The organism is Streptomyces sp. NPDC104313, from assembly GCF_055583985.1.
In genome coordinates, this window is record NZ_JBVJMW010000001.1 from 817,611 (window position 1) to 837,750 (window position 20,140).

The 20,140-nt window shown below is 71.4% G+C and carries 17 protein-coding genes; 8 read left to right on the top strand and 9 right to left on the bottom strand.

Annotated features, from left to right (window positions below; all coding sequences use genetic code 11):
* Positions 1-202 precede the first annotated feature (202 nt).
* Positions 203-604: an ATP-binding protein gene (locus tag ACZ60Q_RS03645; protein ID WP_469627741.1), complete on the top strand. Its 402-nt coding sequence runs from the start codon at positions 203-205 to the stop codon at positions 602-604.
* Between the two features lie 265 nt (positions 605-869).
* Positions 870-1,334 carry a hypothetical protein gene (locus ACZ60Q_RS03650; RefSeq protein WP_469627744.1) on the top strand — a complete coding sequence of 155 codons (465 nt, stop codon included), beginning with the start codon at positions 870-872 and terminating at the stop codon, positions 1,332-1,334.
* Positions 1,335-1,402: 68 nt separating this feature from the next.
* Here ACZ60Q_RS03650 and ACZ60Q_RS03655 read toward each other — a convergent pair whose 3' ends face one another.
* On the bottom strand, positions 1,403-1,810 hold the full coding sequence (locus tag ACZ60Q_RS03655) for a MerR family transcriptional regulator (protein WP_469627747.1): 408 nt from the start codon (positions 1,808-1,810) through the stop codon (positions 1,403-1,405).
* 59 nt (positions 1,811-1,869) lie between these two features.
* Between ACZ60Q_RS03655 and ACZ60Q_RS03660 the strand changes: the two genes are divergently transcribed.
* Positions 1,870-2,784 carry an NAD(P)-dependent oxidoreductase gene (locus ACZ60Q_RS03660; RefSeq protein WP_469627750.1) on the top strand — a complete coding sequence of 305 codons (915 nt, stop codon included), beginning with the start codon at positions 1,870-1,872 and terminating at the stop codon, positions 2,782-2,784.
* 41 nt (positions 2,785-2,825) lie between these two features.
* Here ACZ60Q_RS03660 and ACZ60Q_RS03665 read toward each other — a convergent pair whose 3' ends face one another.
* The 3 genes from ACZ60Q_RS03665 to ACZ60Q_RS03675 form a co-directional block, all read right to left on the bottom strand.
* Positions 2,826-3,173 carry a VOC family protein gene (locus ACZ60Q_RS03665; RefSeq protein ID WP_469627753.1) on the bottom strand — a complete coding sequence of 116 codons (348 nt, stop codon included), beginning with the start codon at positions 3,171-3,173 and terminating at the stop codon, positions 2,826-2,828.
* A 70-nt stretch (positions 3,174-3,243) separates the two neighbouring features.
* Positions 3,244-3,696: a GNAT family N-acetyltransferase gene (locus ACZ60Q_RS03670; RefSeq protein WP_469627756.1), complete on the bottom strand. Its 453-nt coding sequence runs from the start codon at positions 3,694-3,696 to the stop codon at positions 3,244-3,246.
* A 51-nt stretch (positions 3,697-3,747) separates the two neighbouring features.
* A complete protein-coding gene (locus ACZ60Q_RS03675) occupies positions 3,748-4,398 on the bottom strand; it encodes a mycothiol-dependent nitroreductase Rv2466c family protein (protein ID WP_469627758.1) in 651 nt (216 codons plus the stop codon).
* A gap of 143 nt (positions 4,399-4,541) precedes the next feature.
* On the opposite strand from ACZ60Q_RS03675, the gene pepN (ACZ60Q_RS03680) reads away from it, so the two are divergent.
* From pepN (ACZ60Q_RS03680) to ACZ60Q_RS03695, 4 genes are all read left to right on the top strand, one after another.
* On the top strand, positions 4,542-7,145 hold the full coding sequence (gene pepN, locus ACZ60Q_RS03680) for an aminopeptidase N (RefSeq protein ID WP_469627761.1): 2,604 nt from the start codon (positions 4,542-4,544) through the stop codon (positions 7,143-7,145).
* Positions 7,146-7,378: 233 nt separating this feature from the next.
* On the top strand, positions 7,379-8,452 hold the full coding sequence (locus tag ACZ60Q_RS03685) for a hypothetical protein (protein ID WP_469627764.1): 1,074 nt from the start codon (positions 7,379-7,381) through the stop codon (positions 8,450-8,452).
* A 390-nt stretch (positions 8,453-8,842) separates the two neighbouring features.
* Positions 8,843-12,151: a S8 family serine peptidase gene (locus ACZ60Q_RS03690; RefSeq protein WP_469627767.1), complete on the top strand. Its 3,309-nt coding sequence runs from the start codon at positions 8,843-8,845 to the stop codon at positions 12,149-12,151.
* A gap of 289 nt (positions 12,152-12,440) precedes the next feature.
* On the top strand, positions 12,441-13,469 hold the full coding sequence (locus ACZ60Q_RS03695) for an aspartate-semialdehyde dehydrogenase (RefSeq protein ID WP_469627770.1): 1,029 nt from the start codon (positions 12,441-12,443) through the stop codon (positions 13,467-13,469).
* A 72-nt stretch (positions 13,470-13,541) separates the two neighbouring features.
* On the opposite strand, the gene ACZ60Q_RS03700 is transcribed toward ACZ60Q_RS03695, so the two are convergent.
* Complete coding sequence (locus ACZ60Q_RS03700) at positions 13,542-14,036, bottom strand: DUF1203 domain-containing protein (RefSeq protein WP_469627773.1); 495 nt, start codon at positions 14,034-14,036, stop codon at positions 13,542-13,544.
* A 124-nt stretch (positions 14,037-14,160) separates the two neighbouring features.
* Here ACZ60Q_RS03700 and pepN (ACZ60Q_RS03705) point away from each other — a divergent pair, with 124 nt between their 5' ends.
* The gene (pepN, locus tag ACZ60Q_RS03705; protein ID WP_469627775.1) at positions 14,161-16,728 is read left to right on the top strand and encodes an aminopeptidase N; all 2,568 of its coding nucleotides are present in this window, start codon (positions 14,161-14,163) and stop codon (positions 16,726-16,728) included.
* A gap of 77 nt (positions 16,729-16,805) precedes the next feature.
* On the opposite strand, the gene ACZ60Q_RS03710 is transcribed toward pepN (ACZ60Q_RS03705), so the two are convergent.
* The 4 genes from ACZ60Q_RS03710 to ACZ60Q_RS03725 form a co-directional block, all read right to left on the bottom strand.
* Positions 16,806-17,090, bottom strand: a complete 285-nt coding sequence (locus tag ACZ60Q_RS03710) for a hypothetical protein (protein ID WP_469628020.1) — start codon at positions 17,088-17,090, stop codon at positions 16,806-16,808.
* Between the two features lie 152 nt (positions 17,091-17,242).
* Positions 17,243-17,473: a hypothetical protein gene (locus ACZ60Q_RS03715; RefSeq protein WP_469627778.1), complete on the bottom strand. Its 231-nt coding sequence runs from the start codon at positions 17,471-17,473 to the stop codon at positions 17,243-17,245.
* A gap of 20 nt (positions 17,474-17,493) precedes the next feature.
* Positions 17,494-19,773, bottom strand: a complete 2,280-nt coding sequence (gene malQ, locus ACZ60Q_RS03720) for a 4-alpha-glucanotransferase (protein ID WP_469627781.1) — start codon at positions 19,771-19,773, stop codon at positions 17,494-17,496.
* Positions 19,774-20,085 (bottom strand): hypothetical protein, encoded by a 312-nt coding sequence (locus ACZ60Q_RS03725; RefSeq protein WP_469627784.1) that lies wholly within the window; start codon positions 20,083-20,085, stop codon positions 19,774-19,776.
* Between the last annotated feature and the right edge of the window lie 55 nt (positions 20,086-20,140).

Genomic DNA, 20,140 nt, shown 5'->3' on the forward strand with positions numbered 1-20,140 from the left:
CCCCTCTCCCTTCCCGCCAGTCTGCCTGGCAACTGTTCCCTATCGCCAGCGAGTTGCCTCGGACGAGTGAATGCAAGCTTGCATTACAGATTTGCTTGCTTCACGTCCCACCTCACGCCTAGCGTGGCTTGCATCACAGTGAGTGCCGATTCCGGCACGCCAGGTAACCCTGGTTCCGCCTGCTCACGACCTTGGGGGACGTATGTCCGGGCGCACAGACAGCAAGAGGTTCCGAGTCCGCGGGGACTCCGTTCCCGCCGCTCGACGGCATGTCAGAACAGTCCTCATCGGGTGGAAACTCGGCGGACTCATCGACGACGCGTCGCTGATCACCAGCGAGTTGGCCACCAACGTCATCACCCACGCAAAAGGGACCGGCGACCACTTCGAGTTGGGTTTACGGCGTCGGAACAGCGTGCTGATCCTGGAGGTCGCCGACTCCTACCAGTGGCTGATGCCGGAACTCCGCGAGCCCGCCGACGACGAGACGTCCGGCCGGGGCCTGTTCATCGTCGACGCGCTCGCCGAGCGATGGGGCGTACGGCCCCGGAACCCCGGAAAGACGGTCTGGGCTCACCTGCCCATCGGGGCCGGACCCCGGTGAAGCCACGCCTGTGGGGCGCGCGGAGACGGGCAGCCGCCCACGTCCACGCGCCGCTTTCACCCTTCGCCGAACGCGTACGCATCGAGACCGATCCCGCCTACCGGGCCCGGAACCACCCCGGGCTGGACGCGGCGATCGCGCAACGGGGACGTTGGCGGTCGGCCGTGGTGGACGCGCTGGTCCGGCGCCTGAGGTCGCCGCCGTAGGAGTCGGCGTCGCAAGGCCCTGGCATTTCCCGGGAAGAGAACGGAAGAGACCTGTCCACGTGCTGCAATGCACCGCCGTCACCGACGTACCGTTCCACGAAACGCTTCTCGCGCTCGCCACCATGGAAGGCGGGCCCGACCACCCGCCCGACGTCCTCGACCAGGACGAGTTCCTGCTCTGCGAGCTGGGTGAGCACGACGAGGCGGCCGAGCACGCCGCCCACCTGTGGACCGCCGACACCCCGGACGACCGCGACCTCTGGCTCCTGTGGACCGGCGTCGGGGCCCACCGCGTCTACCGGCTCGACACCTTGCCCCTGTGTCCGGCCGTCCTCCGCGAACTGGCCACCCGTACCGTCACCTCGTGCGCGTACTTCGACCACCACTGCGGCCCGCACTCCTGGACCGTCACCGACCCGCTCGGCGACCTCATCACCGAGCAGATCCACGGCGAGGTCCGGCGTCTCACCGCCGAGGACGACCCCTCCGGCAGCGAACGCGACAGCGGTACCGACCTGCCCTGACCACAACTCCGCACCCATGGCGCGATGTCTCCGAAGGCGCCTATCCCGGACCGCTCGTGACCGAGCGATCACGCCTTCGCACCCGCGGCCACCGCCGCGCACGCCTCCTCGTCGGTCACGCCCGACACCTCCGTGAGCTCGATCAGCGCGTCCAGCCGGTCGCGTGCGGCCAGGAGGGCGGCGGCGGAATCGTCGATGCGGGCGCGTTCGCGGCGCAGGTCGGGGAGCATGCTGGAGCAGGCCGGCTCCAGGATGCGGCCCTGGTCGACCATGCAGGGCAGCAGCTCGGCGATGACGGGCGTGTGGAGACCGGCGGCCAGCAGCATGCGGATGCCCCGTACGGTCACGACGTCCGCTTCCTCGTACTCGCGGTAGCCGCTCGGGCGGCGGGCCGGGCGCAGCAGGCCCTGCTCCTCGTAGTAGCGCAGCGACCGCTGGCTGACGCCCGTCCGTCGGGCGAACTCCCCCATGCGCATATGACGATCACCACATTCGGTTGACTCTCACACCGGTGTGAGACAACAGCCTAGTCCGCATGACACATGAGCCTTCAACACGCCCGCAGGACAACCCCGTTACCGTCATCGGCCTGGGCCCCATGGGCCTCGCCCTCGCCGAAGCCCTCCTGAAGAACGGTCATCCCACCACCGTCTGGAACCGCACCCCCGAGAAGGCCCGCGATCTCGTCGCCCGGGGAGCGCGGCTCGCCGCGTCCGCGGCCGACGCCGTGGCCGCGGGCCCTCTCACCGTCGTCTGCCTCAAGGACTACGCGACGCTGTACGAGGTGCTCGATCCCGCCGGTGGCGCGGTGGCGGGCCGGACCCTGGTCAACCTCAACTCCGGTACGCCGAACGAGGCGCACACGGCTGCGTCCTGGGCGGCCGAGCGGGGCTTCGGCTATCTGGACGGCGCGGTCATGGTGCCGCCACAGCTCGTCGGGGGCCCCGGAGCCGTCTTCCTCTACAGCGGCCCGCGCGAGGTCTTCGACGCCCACCGGGCCACGTTGGCGAGCCTGGGCGACCCCCGGCACCTCGGCTCCGACCCCGGGCTCGCGGTGCTCCACAACGCGGCGCTGCTCGGCCTGATGTACGCGACGGTGAACGGATTCCTGCACGCCACCGCGCTGGTCGGCTCGGCGGGCGTACGGGCCGAGGAGTTCGCCGATCTCGCGGTGAACTGGTTCCTGCCCACGGTGGTGGACGCGACCCTCGTCGAGCAGGCGCCTGATCTGGACGCGAGCCACTACCCGGGCGACCTGGGCACCCTGCGCATGAACCTGAACGCGCTGGAGCACATCGCGCTCACCTCCGAGGAGCAGGGTGTGCACGCCGAACAGCCGCGGCTGATGCGGGAGATCGCGGCACAGGCCATCAAGGACGGTCACGGCGAATCGAACTACATGGCGGTGTTCGAGGTCTTCAAGAAGGCGGCGGAGCCGGGCGCGCGGTAGCGGCGGCGGGACCCGGCGGCGGGGTTCCGCCGCCGTTCGGGTCAGTGGCTTCCGGCGTCGGCGAGGCAGAACTCGTTGCCCTCCGGATCCTGGAGGACGGTCCAGGTCATCCCCTGCATCGACTGCTCGCCGACGACGGTCGCGCCCAGCTTCGCCAGGCGCTCCACGTCGGCCGGGCGGTCGGGCGAGGAGAAGTCGACGTGCACCCGGTTCTTGGCGGCTCTGGGCTCGGGCACCCGCTGGAAGCCGAGGACCAGCGGGGTCGCCGCGAGGACGACGAACGCGTCGTAGTCCTGTGTCTCCTCGACGCCCAGCGCCTCGGCCCACCAGGCGGCCAGGGCCTGGGGGTCGACACAGTCGATCGTGATCATTTCCGGTGAGATGCGCATGCCCCTCACCGTACGGCGCACCACTGACAGAGCGGGCCCGGAAGCCCACCCGCCCCGTAGTCGGCCGTCCTCAGGCCAGCGCGACCTCCAGCAGCGGGAGTTCGCGGCCCGGGATGGAGCCGGACAGGGTGACGCCGACCCGGACCGCGCCCATGGCCCGGTAGAACCGCTCCGCGTTCGGGTCGGCGTCGATGGTGAGGTGGGTGAAGCCCAGCCTGCGGGCCTCATCCATGGTGTGGGCGAACAGCCGTCGCCCGACGCCCCTGCCGATCACGTCCGGCTCGACGAACATCATGCCGAGCGCACCCCTCGGCGGCTCTCCGTCCAGCGTGGTGAAACCCAGGATCCGGCCGTCCTCCTCGGCCACCGCCGTCCGCCGGGCCGCCACGTCAGCGGGACGGACGGTCAGCTCCTCGCGGCAGGCGGCCAGGAACTCCGCGTCGTACTCCCAGTGGCCCTTCGACCGAAGGGCCAGTTCGGTCAGTGCGGCGGCCTCGGCCGCCTCGCCAGCGCGTATCCACATGAGGGCATTGTCCCCCGTGCGGATACGCGCGGCGCTGTGTTCAGAGCTCCGTCAGTCGAAGATCGGGCCCTGCGTACGGGTCCGCTTGATCTCGTAGAAGCCCGGGACGGAGGCGACCAGCAGCGTGCCGTCCCAGAGCTTCGCCGCATCCTCTCCCTTGGGGGCGGGGGTGACGACCGGGCCGAAGAAGGCGACCTGCTCGCCGTCCGCACCGGGGACGGCGATGACCGGGGTGCCGACCTCCTGGCCGACCTTGTCGATGCCCTCCTTGTGGGAGGCGCGCAGCTCGGTGTCGTACCGGTCGGAGTCGGCGTACTCCGCGAGGTCGGCGGGCAGGCCGACGTCCTTCAGCGCGGCGGCCACGGTCTCGGGGGTGAGGCCCTCGTCGTTGTTGTGGAAGCGGGTGCCGAGCGCGGTGTAGAGGGGGCCGACGACCGCGTCGCCGTGGAGCTGCCGGGCGGCGACGACGACCCGGACCGGGCCCCAGGCCTTGTTCTCCAGGAGGTCGCGGTACTCCTCGGGCAGCTCGTCCAGTTTGTCCTCGTTCAGGACGGCCAGGCTCATCACGTGCCAGCGGACCTCGACGTCGCGGACCTTCTCCACCTCCAGCATCCAGCGCGAGGTCACCCACGCCCAGGGGCAGAGCGGATCGAACCAGAAATCAACCGGGGTCTTGACGTCGGCCGGGGTCTTCTCGGACATGTCTCTCCTCAGAAGGGCGTGTTACACCTGCGGGCGAGAACACCTCCCAAGAGGCACCCATTCCCACAATGTCGTCGCACGGAGACGCGTGCAAGGATCAATGGGTTCGAACACGACACAACGCGCGTCACGAAGGAGTGCCCGTGCCCGGTGAAAACCTGTCCCGCGACGAGGCCCAGAAGAGGGCCGAGCTGCTGACCGTCGACGGATACGAGGTCGAGCTCGACCTGCGGTCAGCCGTCGGCGAGCCCGAGGGGGCCGACGGGAGCGGCGGGGAGTCCGGCCCGCGGACCTTCCGTTCGCTGACCACGATCCGGTTCCGCTCGTCCCGTGCGGGCGCCTCGACCTTCGCGGACCTGGTGGCCCCGGGGGTGGACGCGGTGACGCTGAACGGGACGGCCCTCGACCCGGCCGTCGTGTTCGACGGGACGCGGGTGGCGCTGGCCGGGCTCGTCGAGGGCGAGAACGTCCTCGTGGTCGACGCCCGCTGCGCGTACAGCAGGACCGGCGAGGGCCTGCACCGCTTCGTCGACCCGGAGGACGGCGAGGTCTACCTCTACACGCAGTACGAGCCGGCCGACGCCCGCCGTGTCTTCGCCAACTTCGAGCAGCCCGACCTCAAGGCCCCCTACCGTTTCCGGGTGACCGCCCCCGCCGACTGGCGGGTCTGGTCCAACGGGGCCGAGGAGTCGCACGAGGACGGGGTGTGGACCTTCGCCGAGACGAAGCCGATCTCCACGTACATCACGGCCGTCGTCGCCGGTCCGTACCACTACGTCAGCGATCACTACAGCCGTACGTTCGACGACGGCACCACGCTGGAGATCCCGCTCGGCGCGATGTGCCGCAAGGGGCTCGCCAAGCACTTCGACGCGGACGACGTCTTCCTGATCACCAAGCAGGGCCTGGACTTCTTCCACGACCACTTCGACTACCCGTACCCCTTCGGGAAGTACGACCAGGCGTTCGTGCCCGAGTACAACCTCGGCGCCATGGAGAACCCGGGCATGGTCACCTTCCGTGAGGAGTACATCTACCGCGGCAAGGTCACCTCGGCCGCCTACGAGCGGCGTGCCAACGTCATCCTGCACGAGATGGCGCACATGTGGTTCGGCGACCTGGTCACCATGGAGTGGTGGGACGACCTGTGGCTGAAGGAGTCCTTCGCGGACTTCATGGGCTCCTTCTCGATGGTCGAGGCGACCCGCTTCACCAACGGCTGGATCACCTTCGCCAACAACCGCAAGGCCTGGGCCTACCGTGCCGACCAGCTGCCCTCCACGCACCCCATCACGGCGGACATCCGTGACCTGGAGGACGCCAAGCTGAACTTCGACGGGATCACGTACGCCAAGGGCGCGTCCGTGCTCAAGCAGCTGGTGGCGTACGTGGGGCGCGACGCGTTCCTCGAAGGCGCCCGGCGCTACTTCAAGAGCCACGCCTACGGCAACACGCGCCTGGGCGACCTGCTGTCGGTGCTGGCCGAGACGTCCGGCCGTGACATGACGGCCTGGTCGCGCTCGTGGCTCCAGACAGCGGGCGTCAACGTGCTCACCCCCGTGCCCACGTACGACGCGGACGGGACGCTGACCGAGCTGGCCGTCGTCCAGGAGGCCGCCGCCTCGCACCCGGAGCTGCGCCCGCACCGTGTCGCGGTCGGCCTGTACCGGCGTACGCCGGAGGGCGAGCTGACACGCTACGCGCGCGCCGAGGTGGACGTGGCCGGTGAGCGGAGCGTGGTGGAGGCCCTGGCCGGCTCCGAGCGGCCCGATCTGATCCTGGTCAACGACGACGACCTCACCTACTGCAAGGTCCGCTTCGACGAGGGGTCGCTGGCCACGCTGCGCGACCACCTGGGCGAGATCACCGACCCGCTGGCGCGCGCCCTGTGCTGGTCGGCCCTGTGGAACCTGACCCGGGACGCGGCCCTGCCGGCCCGCGACTTCGTCGCGCTGGTGCTGGCGTTCGCCGGGCGGGAGAGCGACATCGGCGTCCTTCAGATGCTGCACGCCTGGGCGCAGTCCGCGCTGGTCAACTACGCGGCCCCCGACTGGCGCGAGGAGGGCGGCCGGGCGCTGGCCGACGGCGCGCTGCGCGAACTGCGGACCGCCGGGCCGGGCAGCCAGCACCAGCTGACCTGGGCCCGTTTCTTCGCGGCGGTCGCCTCGTCCGAGGAGGACTTCCAGCTGCTGGGCGGTCTGCTGGAGGGCACGGCACGGATCGACGGTCTCGACGTCGACCAGGAGTTGCGCTGGTCCTTCCTCTCCCCGCTGGCCTCGCACGGAGTGGCGAACGAGGCGGCGATCGACGCCGAACTGGCCCGCGACGACACGGCCTCCGGCAAGCGCCACCATGTGCGGTGCCTGGCCTCGCGTCCCTCGGAGGCGGTCAAGGCGCAGGCGTGGGCGGCGGTCGTGGAGTCGGACAAGCTGTCCAACGCACTGGTCGAGGCGACGATCAGCGGCTTCGAGCAGCCCTCCCAGCGGGAGCTGCTCACCCCGTACGCGAGCCGCTACTTCGAGGTGATCGAGCGGATCTGGGCGGAGCGGTCCATCCAGATCGGCATGCACGTGGTGCGGGGGATGTTCCCCGGCCTCCAGGACAGCCCCGCGACCCTCGCGGCGAGCGACGCCTGGCTGGCCGAGCACGAGGACGCCGCCCCGGCCCTGCGACGACTGGTAGGGGAGGCCCGGGACGATCTCGCGCGGGCGCTGCGCGGCCAGGAGTGCGACCGGGCTGCGGCATAGGCCCCCATCGCCGGTGTCCGAGCAGGGACGCAGGATGGGGCGCTCGGGCGAGGCGTGCGTGCGGCGTGAAAGCGGCGCTCGCACACCCGACCGGGTCGCTCCTCCCCCGATTCCCGGCACGACGGCCCTTTTCGATGGTCGAACGTCCTTACTTCAGGACGGTGTTGTCCGGGGTTGTCGACGGGCGTGTAACAGGGGTTATGCCACCCTCCACGGGCGGGAATCCCCGGGGCATGACCCAGAACACCCCGCTCTCACCCCGTCTCCCCCGCCTCCCCCTTCACCCCGACCGCCCCGAGGACGTGGCGCACCGTGTCCTGTCCGCCGCCCAGTTGAGGGCGCGGGGCGTGTCCGCGGCGCAGACGTCCGCCCAGTGCCTGCCCGGTGGTCCCTGGCAGCACCTGCTGCCGGGGGTCTATCTGCTGCACCCGGGCCCGCCCACCGGCCGGGAGCGGCTGCACGGCGCGCTGCTCTACGCGGGGCGTCCGCCGGCCTCCGCGCGGCGCGCTCCGGCGGGCCCCACGGACGCGGGGTACGGCGAGTCGATGGTCACCGGGGTCGCCGCGCTCGCCCTGTACGGCTTCGCCACGGCCGGGGACCTGGCGGCGCTGCACCGGATCGACGTGCTGGTTCCCCGCACCCGGCGGCTGCGGTCCACCCGGTTCGTGGAGGTGCTGCGGACCGCCTCGATGCCGGTCCCGGTGCGGGTGGGCGAGGTGCCCGTCGCGCCGGTGGAGCGGGCCCTGGCGGACGCGGTGGCGGGCACGGCGGAAGCGGCGGGCGTCCGGCGGCTGCTGACCGAGGCGGTACGCGAGAGGAACTGCGAACCGGCCGCCGTGGTCCGGGAGCTGAGCGAGGCGAAGCTGCTGGGGCGGCCCGCCGTGGTGGGCGCGGTCGATTCGCTGCTGGCCGAGGGGCGGGCGGTGGCGGAGGCGCGGCTGTACGCGATGGTGCGCGAGCACGGGCTGCCGGAGCCGCTGTGGAACGTGGAGCTGCGGCTGCCGGGCGGGCCCGGGCTCGGCGGGGTCGACGCCTACTGGCCCGACCAGGCCGTGGCGGTGGAGCTGGACGCCCGGGCGCCCCGGTACGGCGTGCCGGCGCGGAGGGGCCGGGCGGAGGAGGACCCGCAGTGGTCCGCGTACGCCGCGAAGCGGGCGCATCTGGAGCGGCTCGGGGTCACGGTCGTCCACCTCACGCCGAGGAAGCTGCGCGAGGCGGCGGACCAGCAGGCGACGGTGGTGCGGACGGCGCTGATGGCGGCGGCCGACCGGGAGCCGGTGGCGTACGTGATGGTGCTGCCGCGCTGAGCGGGAGACGGCCCGGGGGCCCGGGGGCCCCGGGGGCCGGTCGCACCCGGGAGGCGCTGCGGTCACCCCGGGCCACCGGGTGCGACCGGCCTCGGGACACCGGGCCACGGCTGTTCCCGGCCACTGACCCGCCTGGCCTCGGCCACTGACACGTCCGGCCTCGGCCACGGACACGCCTGGTCCGGACCACAGCCGCCGCCACCCGCGCCACCAGGCGCCACGGACACACCGTTTGACCTCATTCATCCCTCGTGGCGCAGCGCGCCCCGTGGCGGATCTCTGCCATGTCCCTGACTCGCCTCCGCCAACTCTCCACAAACCCCTGTCATTTACGACAGGCTGAGCGGTCATCCGGTACCGAATTCCGGACTCTCTCTTTCAATTACAGGGATGCTGATGACCAAGGAATCCCCCAGCTCCATACCCGGGGCCAGACGCGCGGCTCGTATCGCGGCCGCTGCCGGACTGGCGGCCGCACTCGCCGCCTCCGGCGCCGCTCCGGCGTTCGCCGCCGAGGACCCGGCACCGGCACCCGTCAAACCGGCCGCCACGAGCGACCGGGGCGACAAGCTCGGCAAGGCCGACGCCGATGTCCTGGCGAAGGCCGAGGCCAAGGGCGAGAAGAGCATCACCATGATGGTCGCCACCGCACCGGGGGCGACCGAGCAGGTCAGCAAGCAGCTGGACGCCGTCGAGGGCTCCGTGCTCGGCCAGACCTACGACAAGCTCGGCTACGTCCGGGCGACGGTCCCGACGAAGAGCGCCGAGTCCACCATCACGGCGGCCTCCAAGCTCTCCTCCGTCCTCGGCATCGATCTCAAGCAGGAGATCAAGCTGGACGACCCGACACCCAAGGGCGACCGGGCCGCCGGAGCGAAGCAGCCGAAGGCCACGGGCAATTACGCGGCGCCGAACAAGAAGACCCCGGCGAAAAACCCGTACAACCCGTCGTTCGAGACGGGCGCGGTCGACTTCGTCGAGAAGCACCCGGAGGCCGACGGCCGCGGGATCACCATCGGCGTCCTGGACTCCGGCGTCGACCTCGGTCACCCGGCGCTGAAGAAGACCACCACCGGCGAGCGCAAGATCGTCGACTGGGTGACCGCGACCGACCCGGTGAACGACGGCGACGGCACCTGGCTGGAGATGTCCCGGTCGGTCGACGGCCCGACGTTCGTGTCCGACGGGAAGACCTACGCGGCGCCGGCGGGCAGCTACAAGTTCACCACGTTCGCCGAGGCGGCCACCACCGGCGGCGACATGGCGGGCGACCTCAACCGCGACGGTGACACCACCGACGTCTGGGGCGTGCTGTACGACCCGGTCACCGGCACCACGCGGGTGGACCTGAACAACAACGCGGACTTCTCCGACGACACGGTCCTCAAGCCGTACAAGGAGAAGTTCCAGGTCTCCTACTTCGGTGAGGACGACCCGCGCACCCCGGTCGTCGAGCGCATCCCGTTCGTCGTCGAGACCCGGAGAAACGTCGTCCTCGACTCCACGGGCGCGAAGGCCGACTTCGTCAACATCGGTGTCATCGAAGGCTCGCACGGCACGCACGTCGCGGGCATCACCGCGGCCAACGGGCTGTTCGGCGGCGAGATGAACGGCGCCGCCCCCGGCGCCAAGATCGTCTCCTCGCGTGCCTGCACCTGGTCCGGCGGCTGCACCAACATCGCGCTGACCGAGGGCATGATCGACCTCGTCGTCAACCGCGGCGTCGACATCGTCAACATGTCGATCGGCGGCCTGCCGCCGCTGAACGACGGCAACAACGCGCGCGCCGAGCTGTACAAGCGGCTCATCGACATCTACGGCGTGCAGCTGGTCATCTCGGCCGGCAACAGCGGCCCGGGTCTCAACACCATCGGCGACCCGTCCGTCGCCGACCACGTGATCTCGGTCGGCGCGTCGATCTCCAAGGAGACGTGGGCGGCCAACTACGGCTCCCAGGTCACCAAGAAGTACGACATGCAGCCCTTCTCCTCGCGCGGTCCGCGTGAGGACGGCGGCTTCACGCCGGTCATCTCGGCGCCGGGCGCGTCCATCAACACCACCCAGACCTGGGCGCCGGGCGGTCCGGCCAAGGAGGCGGGTTACGACCTGCCGGCCGGCTACTCCATGCTCCAGGGCACCTCGATGGCCTCCCCGCAGGCGGCGGGCGCCGCCGCGCTGCTGCTGTCGGCGGCGAAGCAGAAGGGCTTCGAGCTTCCCCCGGCCGACCTGCGCACCGCGCTGACCAGCACCGCGAGCCACATCAAGGACGTGCCCGCGCACGCCCAGGGCTCCGGTCTGATCAACATCGTCAAGGCGTGGAAGCAGATCGCCGAGCAGGGCAAGCCCGCGCACGAGTACGCGGTGAAGGCCCCGGTCGACACCGCGATCGACTTCGCGCTCAAGGACCCGGGCTTCGGCACCGGCCTCTACGACCGCGAGGGCGGCCTGAAGGCCGGCGAGACCAAGGTCTACGACGTCGTCGTCACCCGCACCACGGGCCCGGACCGCGACGTCCAGCACAAGCTGTCCTGGAAGAACAACGACGGCACCTTCGAGCTCAGCAGCCCCCAGTACGTCTCGCTACCGCTCGGCACGCCGGTCAAGGTCAAGGTCAAGGCGAAGGCGAAGTCCGCCGGGGTACACAGCGCCATCCTCCAGGTCGACGACAAGAAGACCTCCGGCGTGGACCACCAGATCATGACCACGGTCGTCATCGCCCACGAACTGCGCCAGCCCGGTTACGCCTACAAGGCGTCCGGCTCGGTCCAGCGCAACGGCACCACGTCGTACTTCGTCAACGTGCCGGAGGGCGCGAAGACCCTCGAGGTCGCCCTCAGCGCGCTGCGCTCGGGCAGCCAGACGCGGTTCATCTCGCTGCACCCGTACGGGACGCCGGTCGACCCGACCACGACGACCTTCTGCTACCCGAACTACGAGAACCCGGCCAACACCTGCCGTCCGGACGCGCGTTCCTACAAGGACCCGCAGCCCGGCGTGTGGGAGATCGAGGTCGAGGCGCGCCGTACGTCGCCGCTGCTGGACAACCCGTACAAGCTGGATGTCTCGCTTCTCGGCACGACCTTCGACCCGGCGGTGCAGACCATCGCCGAGGCGAAGATCGGCACCCCCGCCCCGGTGAACTGGACGGTCACCAACAGCGCCGCCGCCCTCCAGGGCAAGCTCCAGGGCGGCTCGCTGGGCTCGGCCAAGGTGGACAAGCCGTCGATCTCGACGGACCAGCCCCGTAGGACCACGGTCACCATCGGCGCGGGTGTCGAGAAGCTCGACATCGCCATCGGCGGTACGTCGGACGCCAACGCCGACCTCGACCTGTACGTCTTCCGGGGAACCACGCAGGTCGGCAGTTCGACCTCCGCCGGTTCCGAGGAGGCGGTCAGCCTGGTGAAGCCCGCCGCGGGTACGTACACGTTCCTCGTCGACGGCTACTCGATCCCGTCCGGGACCACCACGTACGACTACCGTGACGTCTTCTACTCGGCGTCGCTCGGCACGATCAAGGTCGACCCCACCAAGGCGGTGAACCTGGCCAACGGCGCGTCGGCCCAGGTCGGCGCCGAGGTCGTGGTCGCCGGGGCGGCTCCCGAGGGTCGCCAGTTCTTCGGCGAGGTCCGGCTGGTCAACACGCGCGGCACCGCCGCGGGCACCGGCAGCGTCGTGATCGAGAAGGTCACGCCGTAACGGGACTCGCGGGGTCGTAACGGATCCCAGCGGTACGACGGCGGGGCGGGCGCTCTCACGAGCACCCGCCCCGTCGTGCGTGTTCCTCGTCACACACCCACCCGCCGCCGGAGATCCTTCCCCCCGTACACACGGACGTCGCAGAATCTGCGGTCCTCGCGCGAAGAGTCCGCAGGTCGGACAATGGATTGGACAAGGCGGGCCAGGACATACGCATCATGGAGCGGCAAACGGGCCGCACAGACGCACGGGCGGGCAGACGCCGGACGTGCAGAACAGAGGAGTCCTCGTGAAGGTCGGAATCGTCGGCGCCACCGGTCAGGTCGGCACAGTCATGCTCAGGATCCTGGCCGAGCGCAACTTCCCGGTCGACGAGCTGCGGCTGTTCGCCTCGGCCCGGTCCGCGGGCTCCACGATCGACTTCAAGGGCTCCGGCGTCACCGTCGAGGACGCCTCCGCGGCCGACTACACGGGTCTGGACATCGTGCTGTTCTCCGCCGGCGGCGCGACCTCGAAGGCGCTGGCCGAGAAGGTCGCAGCCCAGGGCGCCGTGGTGATCGACAACTCCTCCGCCTGGCGCAAGGACCCCGAGGTCCCCCTCGTCGTCTCCGAGGTCAACCCGCACGCGGCCCGGGTCCGCCCGAAGGGGATCATCGCCAACCCGAACTGCACGACGATGGCCGCGATGCCCGTGCTGCGCCCGCTGCACGACGAGGCCGGTCTCCAGGCGCTGACCGTCGCCACCTACCAGGCCGTGTCCGGCTCCGGGGTCGCCGGGGTCGCCGAGCTGCACGGCCAGGCGGCCAAGGTCGTCGCCGAGGCGGAGAAGCTGGCCCACGACGGCGAGGCCGTCGACTTCCCCGAGCCGACCGTCTACCAGCGCCCGATCGCCTTCAACGTGCTGCCGCTGGCGGGCTCCGTCGTGGACGACGGCTCGTTCGAGACGGACGAGGAGCAGAAGCTCCGCAACGAGTCCCGCAAGATCCTTGAGATCCCGGAGCTGAAGGTGTCCGGCACCTGCGTCCGGGTCCCGGTCTTCTCCGGCCACTCGCTCCAGATCAACGCCCGCTTCGCCCGTCCGATCGGTGTCGAGCGCGCCTACGAGCTGCTGAAGGACGCCGAGGGCGTCGAGCTCTCGGAGATCCCGACCCCGCTCCAGGCGGCGGGCAAGGACGCCTCCTTCGTGGGCCGTATCCGGGTCGACGAGACGGTCAGCCACGGTCTCGCGCTGTTCGTCTCCAACGACAACCTCCGCAAGGGCGCGGCGCTGAACGCCGTGCAGATCGCGGAGCTGGTGGCGGCCGAGCTGAAGGGCTGACCCGCGGCATCGCGCGTACGGGAAGGGGCGGCCACCGGAGTGCACCGGGTGGCCGCCCCTCCGTATGCCGTCTCAGCCCCTTCGCACCTCGAAGTGGAAGCACCCGTACTCCACGGCCCGCACGTGCGCCAACACCACCTCCGGGTCGGCGAACGCCTCGTCGAGGGCCACGTCGAAGCCCTTCTCCGTCTCGGCCGGGATCTCCAGCAGCCGGCCTCCCACGATGTGCCCCCGGGCGTCGTAGCAGCGCACGGCGCGCAGCGCACCCGCCCGCGCGAAGGGATAGCCGGCCGGGTCCGGGCCCGGGCAGGCCTCGGCGTGGATGTAGACGGGCCCCTGCTCGTCGTACGCCCCCGGGCTCGCCCCGGTCGCGGCGGCCCAGCGGCGCAGCGGGGCGTAGGAGACGAGGGCGATGCGCTCCCCCGGGTCGTTGCCGCGCAGGCAGCAGCGCAGGGGGTGGCCGCCCTCGGCCGCGGTGTACGGGCGGCAGGGGCGGCCCGCGTCGTCGGCGGTACGGAGTTCGGCGAGAGCGGCGGGGTCGATGGGGCGTGGCTGGTGTCCGGTCATGGTTCGAGCGTGTCCCGCGGAGCCGTCCGCGTCCGGCGGAAAACGGACATCGCGCTGGGAGCACGTGCGTGGAAGGATGGGCCGAAACGTCGCTTATCAAGTCGCACACCTAGGAGATGACCGCGTGCCTGGCACGAATCTGACCCGCGAAGAGGCACAGGAGCGGGCGCGCCTGCTGACCGTGGACGCGTACGAGATCGATCTCGACCTCTCCGGAGCGCAGGAGGGCGGCACCTACAGGTCCGTGACCACCGTGCGCTTCGACTGCGCGGAGGCGGGTGCGGAGTCGTTCATCGACCTGGTCGCCCCGGCCGTCCACGATGTGGTGCTGAACGGCAAGGACCTGGACGTGGCCGCCGTGTTCCGCGACGCGCGGATCGCCCTGCCGCATCTGCGCGAGGGTGCCAACGAGCTGAAGGTCGTCGCCGACTGCTCGTACACCAACACCGGTGAGGGCCTGCACCGGTTCGTCGACCCGGTCGACGAGCAGGCCTATCTGTACACGCAGTTCGAGGTCCCGGACGCGCGCCGCGTCTTCGCCTCGTTCGAGCAGCCCGACCTGAAGGCGACCTTCGCGTTCACCGTGAAGGCCCCGTCCGGCTGGACCGTCATCTCGAACTCCCCGACGCCGGAGCCCGCAGGCGACGTCTGGACCTTCGAGCCGACGCCGCGTATCTCCACGTACATCACGGCCCTCATCGTGGGCCCGTACCACGCGGTGCACAGCAGCTACGAGAAGGACGGCCAGTCCGTCCCGCTCGGCATCTACTGCCGCCCCTCGCTGGCGGAGTACCTGGACGCGGAGGACATCTTCGCCGTCACCCGCCAGGGTTTCGCGTGGTTCCAGGAGAAGTTCGACTACGCGTACCCGTTCGCCAAGTACGACCAGCTCTTCGTCCCGGAGTTCAACGCGGGCGCGATGGAGAACGCGGGCGCGGTCACCATCCGTGACCAGTACGTCTTCCGCTCCAAGGTGACGGACGCGGCGTACGAGGTGCGGGCCGAGACCATCCTGCACGAGCTGGCCCACATGTGGTTCGGCGACCTCGTGACGATGGAGTGGTGGAACGACCTCTGGCTGAACGAGTCGTTCGCCACCTACACCTCGATCGCCTGCCAGGCGGACGCCGCCGGATCGAAGTGGCCGCACTCCTGGACCACGTTCGCCAACTCCATGAAGACCTGGGCGTACCGGCAGGACCAGCTGCCGTCCACGCACCCGATCATGGCGGACATCCAGGACCTGGACGACGTCCTCGTCAACTTCGACGGGATCACGTACGCCAAGGGCGCGTCCGTGCTCAAGCAGCTCGTGGCGTACGTCGGCAAGGACGCGTTCTTCCAGGGCGTCCAGGCGTACTTCAAGGCGCACGCCTTCGGCAACACCCGCCTCTCCGACCTGCTGGGCGCCCTGGAGAAGACGTCGGGCCGCGATCTGAAGACCTGGTCGAAGGCGTGGCTGGAGACGGCGGGCATCAACATCCTGCGCCCGGAGATCGAGACCGACGCCCACGGTCACATCACCTCCTTCACCGTGCTCCAGGAGGCCCCCGCGCTGCCCGCCGGTGCGAAGGGCGAGCCGACACTGCGCCCGCACCGCATCGCCATCGGCTGCTACGACCTCGACGCGGACGGCAAGCTGGTGCGCACCGAGCGGATCGAGCTGGACGTCGACGGCGAGCGGACCACCGTGCCGTTCCCGGAGGGCAGGGCCCGCCCGGCCGTCATCCTGCTCAACGACGACGACCTCTCCTACGCCAAGGTCCGCCTCGACGAGGAGTCGCTGCGGGTCGTCACCGAGCACCTGGGTGACTTCACCGAGTCGCTGCCGCGCGCCCTGAGCTGGGCCTCGGCCTGGGACATGACGCGCGACGGCGAGCTGGCGACCCGCGACTACCTCTCGCTGGTGCTCTCCGGCATCGGCAAGGAGTCGGACATCGGCGTCGTGCAGTCGCTGCACCGGCAGGTGAAGCTGGCGGTGGACCTGTACGCGGCGCCGGAGGCCCGTGAGGCCGCGCTGATCCAGTGGACCGAAGCGACGCTGGCGCACCTGCGCGCGGCGGAGCCGGGCAGCGACCACCAGCTGGCCTGGGCGCGCGCTTTCGCGAACACGGCCCGCAACCCGCAGCAGCTGGACCTGCTCCAGTCGCTGCTGGACGGCACGGAGACCATCGAGGGTCTGGCCGTCGACACCGAGCTGCGGTGGGCGTTCGTGCAGCGGCTGGCGGCCACCGGGCTGCTGGACGAGGAGGAGATCGCCGCCGAGTACGAGCGCGACAGGACGGCGGCGGGCGAGCGCCACGCGGCCTCCGCACGGGCGGCCCGGCCGTCCGAGGAGGCCAAGGCCGAGGCGTGGGCCTCGGTCGTGGAGTCCGACAAGCTGCCCAACTCGCTCCAGGAAGCGGTCATCAGCGGCTTCGTCCAGACGGACCAGCGCGAGCTGCTGGCCCCGTACACGGAGAAGTTCTTCGCCGCGGTGAAGGACGTCTGGGACTCGCGCAGCCACGAGATGGCCCAGCAGGTCGCGGTGGGCCTCTACCCGGCCTTCCAGGTCTCCCAGGAGACGCTGGACGCCACGGACGCCTGGCTGGCCTCGGCCGAGCCGAGTGCGGCCCTGCGCCGACTGATGTCGGAGTCGCGGTCCGGTGTGGAGCGCGCCCTGAAGGCCCGGGCGGCGGACGCGGCGGCCTGACCTTTTCGCGTACGGCTCCCAGGGGCGCCCTCCTCGCCGCGGCGGAGGGGGCGCTCCTCCGGTTTCCCGACGGCCCGCTACTCCGGCCACGGCGTGAGGACGAGCGGCCGGTCCTCACCGGTTCTGACCCCCGCCACGGCCTGCTCCGCCGGGGTCCCGGCGGGCACCGTCAGGACGAGGGTGAGCTCCGAGGCCCGGGCGTAGGCCCCGGGGTCGACGCGCGTCTCCACCCGCAGCAGCCGCAACGCCGCCGGATTGCCCATGGAGCGTTCGGTGAACCGCGCCCGGTCCACCGCCGTCACCGTGCCCCGGTCGCGCAGGGTGCGCAGGGTGCGGAGCTTCTTGACGTCCCACTCGGTCATGGGCGCGACCTACCGGCCCGGCGCGGGCCGTGTTGTCGTACGGGGCCCCGGGCCGGAACGGGGCCGTGCGCACGTCCGGTGCCGGACACACGGATGCGCCGCGCGGCAGTTCCCACCGGCGGCGCACCCTTCGCACATGGTCTACGTGCGGGTCAGACCTGCTTCTTGGACTTGTCCAGGACCATGACCAGGCCCGTGATCACCACGAACAGGGCGATGGGCGCGACGACGTAGAGACCGATCGTCTCGATCGCGCTCAGGCGCGGAGCCGGGTCGTCACCGTCGTCGGGCGTGAGCGCGAGCGCCGGGCTCGACATGAGCAGCATCATCAGCGTCGTCCAGGCCGCAACGACGCCGGCGCGCATAGCGTTCTTCTTGTCCACGGTGCCAACGTAGCGAACGCCTAGGGACGGCGCTCCCCCGGGGGTGCCGTACGGGGCTTCCGGGTCCGCAGGACGTCCATCAGCGCGTGCAGCCGGGGCGAGGCGGTGATCTCTTCCAGGGTGACCGGATGCCCCTCGGCGTCGGCGATCGGAAGGCGCCAGTTGGGGTACTGGTCCCAGGTGCCGGGGAGATTCTGCGGGCGCCGGTCGCCGACGGTGTCGGGGAGCCAGACACCGGTCATCCGGGCGGGGGTGCGCAGCAGGAAGCGGTGGACGGCCCGGACGGCGGCCTCCTCGTCGCCGTCGCCCTCGGGGAGCAGCCGCAGCCGGGCGAGGAGGGCCAGCCACTCGGCGGTGTCCGTGGCGTCCTCGGTCAGCTCCTCCTCCAGGGAGCGGGTGAGCAGGCCGAGGCGATGACGCAGCGTCACATGGTCGCCGGTCAGCCGGGCGGCGGTGGAGGGCAGATCGTGGGTGGTGGCGGTGGCCAGGCAGTCCCGGCGCCACTTCTCCGGGGCGAGCGGTCGCCCGTCGCCGTCCCAGTCGCGCTCGAACCAGAGCACCGAGGTGCCGAGCACACCGCGCCGGGCGAGCGCCTCGCGGACCCCGGGCTCGACGGTGCCGAGGTCCTCGCCGACGACGACGGCCCGGGCCCGGTGGGCCTCCAGGGCCAGGACGGCGAGCATCGCCTCGGCGTCGTACGCGACATACGTGCCGTCGGTGGGCGGGCGGCCCTCGGGCACCCACCAGAGCCGGAACAGACCCATGACGTGGTCGATGCGCAGGGCCCCGGCGTGGGCCAGCAGTCCGCGCAGCAGGCCCCGGTAGGCGGCGTAGCCGGTGGCGGCGAGGACGTCGGGGCGCCAGGGCGGCAGGCCCCAGTCCTGGCCGCGCGCGTTGAAGGCGTCGGGGGGCGCGCCGACGGACATGCCGTGGGCGAAGGCCTCCTGCTGGGCCCAGGTGTCGGCGCCGGCCGGGTGCACGCCGACGGCGATGTCGTGGACGATCCCGACGCTCATCCCGGCGTCCTCGGCGGCCCGCTGGGCGGCGGCGAGCTGGGTGTCGGTCAGCCAGGCGAGACGGCAGTGGAAGTCGACCCGGTCCAGCAGCTCGGTCCGGGCGCGGGCGGTCTCCGGGGAGCGGGGGTCGCGCAGGGCCTCGGGCCAGGCGTGCCAGTCGGGGCCGTGCACCTCGGTGAGCGCGCACCACAGGGCGTGGTCCTCCAGCGGCTGGCCCTGCTCGGCCAGGAAGTCGCAGTAGGCGGCGCGGCGGCCGGGGGTGAGCGGCACCTCGACGACCAGCTCCAGGGCCTGCCGCTTCAGCTCCCGGACGGCGTCCCGGTCGATCAGCGCCCCCTTGTTCAGCACCGCCTCGCTGAGGGCCGCGGCGTCCTGCCGGAGGTCGTCCAGGGTGGCCCGGTCGCGGACATGGCCGTATTCGGGGATCGACTCGACGCGCAGGTGCACCGGGTCGGGGAAGCGGCGCGAGGAGGGGCGGTACGGGGACGGGTCGGTGGGGTGCCCGGGAACGGCCGCGTGCAGCGGGTTGACCTGGACGAACTGGGAGCCGAGGGTCCGCCCGGACCAGGCGGCGAGGTCCGCCAGGTCACCGAGGTCGCCCATACCCCAGGAGCGGGCGGAGAGCAGGGAGTAGAGCTGGACCAGGAAGCCGTGGGAGCGCTCGGGCGGCTGCGGGACACGGGCCGGGGCGACGACGAGGGTGGCCGCGGCGCGGCGATGGTCCGGCGTACGGACGTGGACGCGGTGGACGCCGGGGGCAGGCGGGATCCACCAGGCGGGGACGGCCGCCGGAGCATCGGGCTCCCCGTCCGCGCCCCGCGGGTGCGGCGCGGACGCGGATGCGGTGCCGGACGCGAAGGCGCCGACGACGCCCGCCGGAGGCGGCACGGAGGAGGCCCCGCCCGCGCCTCCCGGAGGCGGCACGGGCGGGGCCGGGGCCACCGCCCGGGCGCGCATGCTCAGCGGGGCGGGCGGACGGCCCGAGGGGTGTCCCGGGGCCTCGGCCGGCTCGGGCTCGACCGTGACGGTCGAGCCGGGGGGCAGCCCGGCGAGGGCGGGCGGCAGGGGCTCACCGGCCCAGACCACCACGGTCGGCGGCAGCAGGCGCGAGCGGGACTCCGCGGCGACGAGGCACTTCCGTACGTCCGCCGGAGTGCCGGCGTCGACGCCCAGCGCGGCGAGCACGGCGATGACCGTGTCGTCGGGGACGGACACCGTGACATCCGGCGACGGGGAGTAGGAGGTGGCGACACCGTGCAGTGCGGCGAGCCGGGACAAGCCCATTCAGACTCCTGGGAACTCCATGCCCCCTGCGGTGCCGGGTGCGGTCGGCTCGCTGGTCAGAGGGGCGACGGCGGCGAGCGGAGGCTCGCTCGTGAGAGGGGTGGCATCGGCGAGCGGAGGCTCGCTGGTCAGCGGCGCGGAATCGGCGAAGGAGGATTCGCCGAGCAGGACGGAGACATCGGAGAGCGGCGGCCCGCTGATCAGGTGGGTGACGTCGGCAAGGGGAAGTTCGCTGGTCAGTGGACCGGATTCGGGATGCGTGGGTACCTGTTTGGAGAGGGCGGAGAGCAGAAGCTGCGCGGCAGCGGGCATGGTGGCCTCCTGGCCATGGAGAACAGGACACAGCAGACCTACCCAGGCCTCGCCG

Coding starts and splice junctions, on each gene's coding strand:
- ACZ60Q_RS03700 (WP_469627773.1), bottom strand. CDS start 14,036: ATGACCGGACACCAGCCACGCCCCATCGACCCCGCCGCTCTCGCCGAA.
- ACZ60Q_RS03655 (WP_469627747.1), bottom strand. CDS start 1,810: ATGCGCATGGGGGAGTTCGCCCGACGGACGGGCGTCAGCCAGCGGTCG.
- malQ (WP_469627781.1), bottom strand. CDS start 19,773: ATGGGCTTGTCCCGGCTCGCCGCACTGCACGGTGTCGCCACCTCCTAC.
- ACZ60Q_RS03710 (WP_469628020.1), bottom strand. CDS start 17,090: ATGACCGAGTGGGACGTCAAGAAGCTCCGCACCCTGCGCACCCTGCGC.
- ACZ60Q_RS03685 (WP_469627764.1), top strand. CDS start 7,379: ATGACCCAGAACACCCCGCTCTCACCCCGTCTCCCCCGCCTCCCCCTT.
- ACZ60Q_RS03675 (WP_469627758.1), bottom strand. CDS start 4,398: ATGTCCGAGAAGACCCCGGCCGACGTCAAGACCCCGGTTGATTTCTGG.
- ACZ60Q_RS03645 (WP_469627741.1), top strand. CDS start 203: ATGTCCGGGCGCACAGACAGCAAGAGGTTCCGAGTCCGCGGGGACTCC.
- ACZ60Q_RS03665 (WP_469627753.1), bottom strand. CDS start 3,173: ATGCGCATCTCACCGGAAATGATCACGATCGACTGTGTCGACCCCCAG.
- ACZ60Q_RS03690 (WP_469627767.1), top strand. CDS start 8,843: ATGCTGATGACCAAGGAATCCCCCAGCTCCATACCCGGGGCCAGACGC.
- ACZ60Q_RS03660 (WP_469627750.1), top strand. CDS start 1,870: ATGACACATGAGCCTTCAACACGCCCGCAGGACAACCCCGTTACCGTC.
- ACZ60Q_RS03670 (WP_469627756.1), bottom strand. CDS start 3,696: ATGTGGATACGCGCTGGCGAGGCGGCCGAGGCCGCCGCACTGACCGAA.
- ACZ60Q_RS03725 (WP_469627784.1), bottom strand. CDS start 20,085: ATGCCCGCTGCCGCGCAGCTTCTGCTCTCCGCCCTCTCCAAACAGGTA.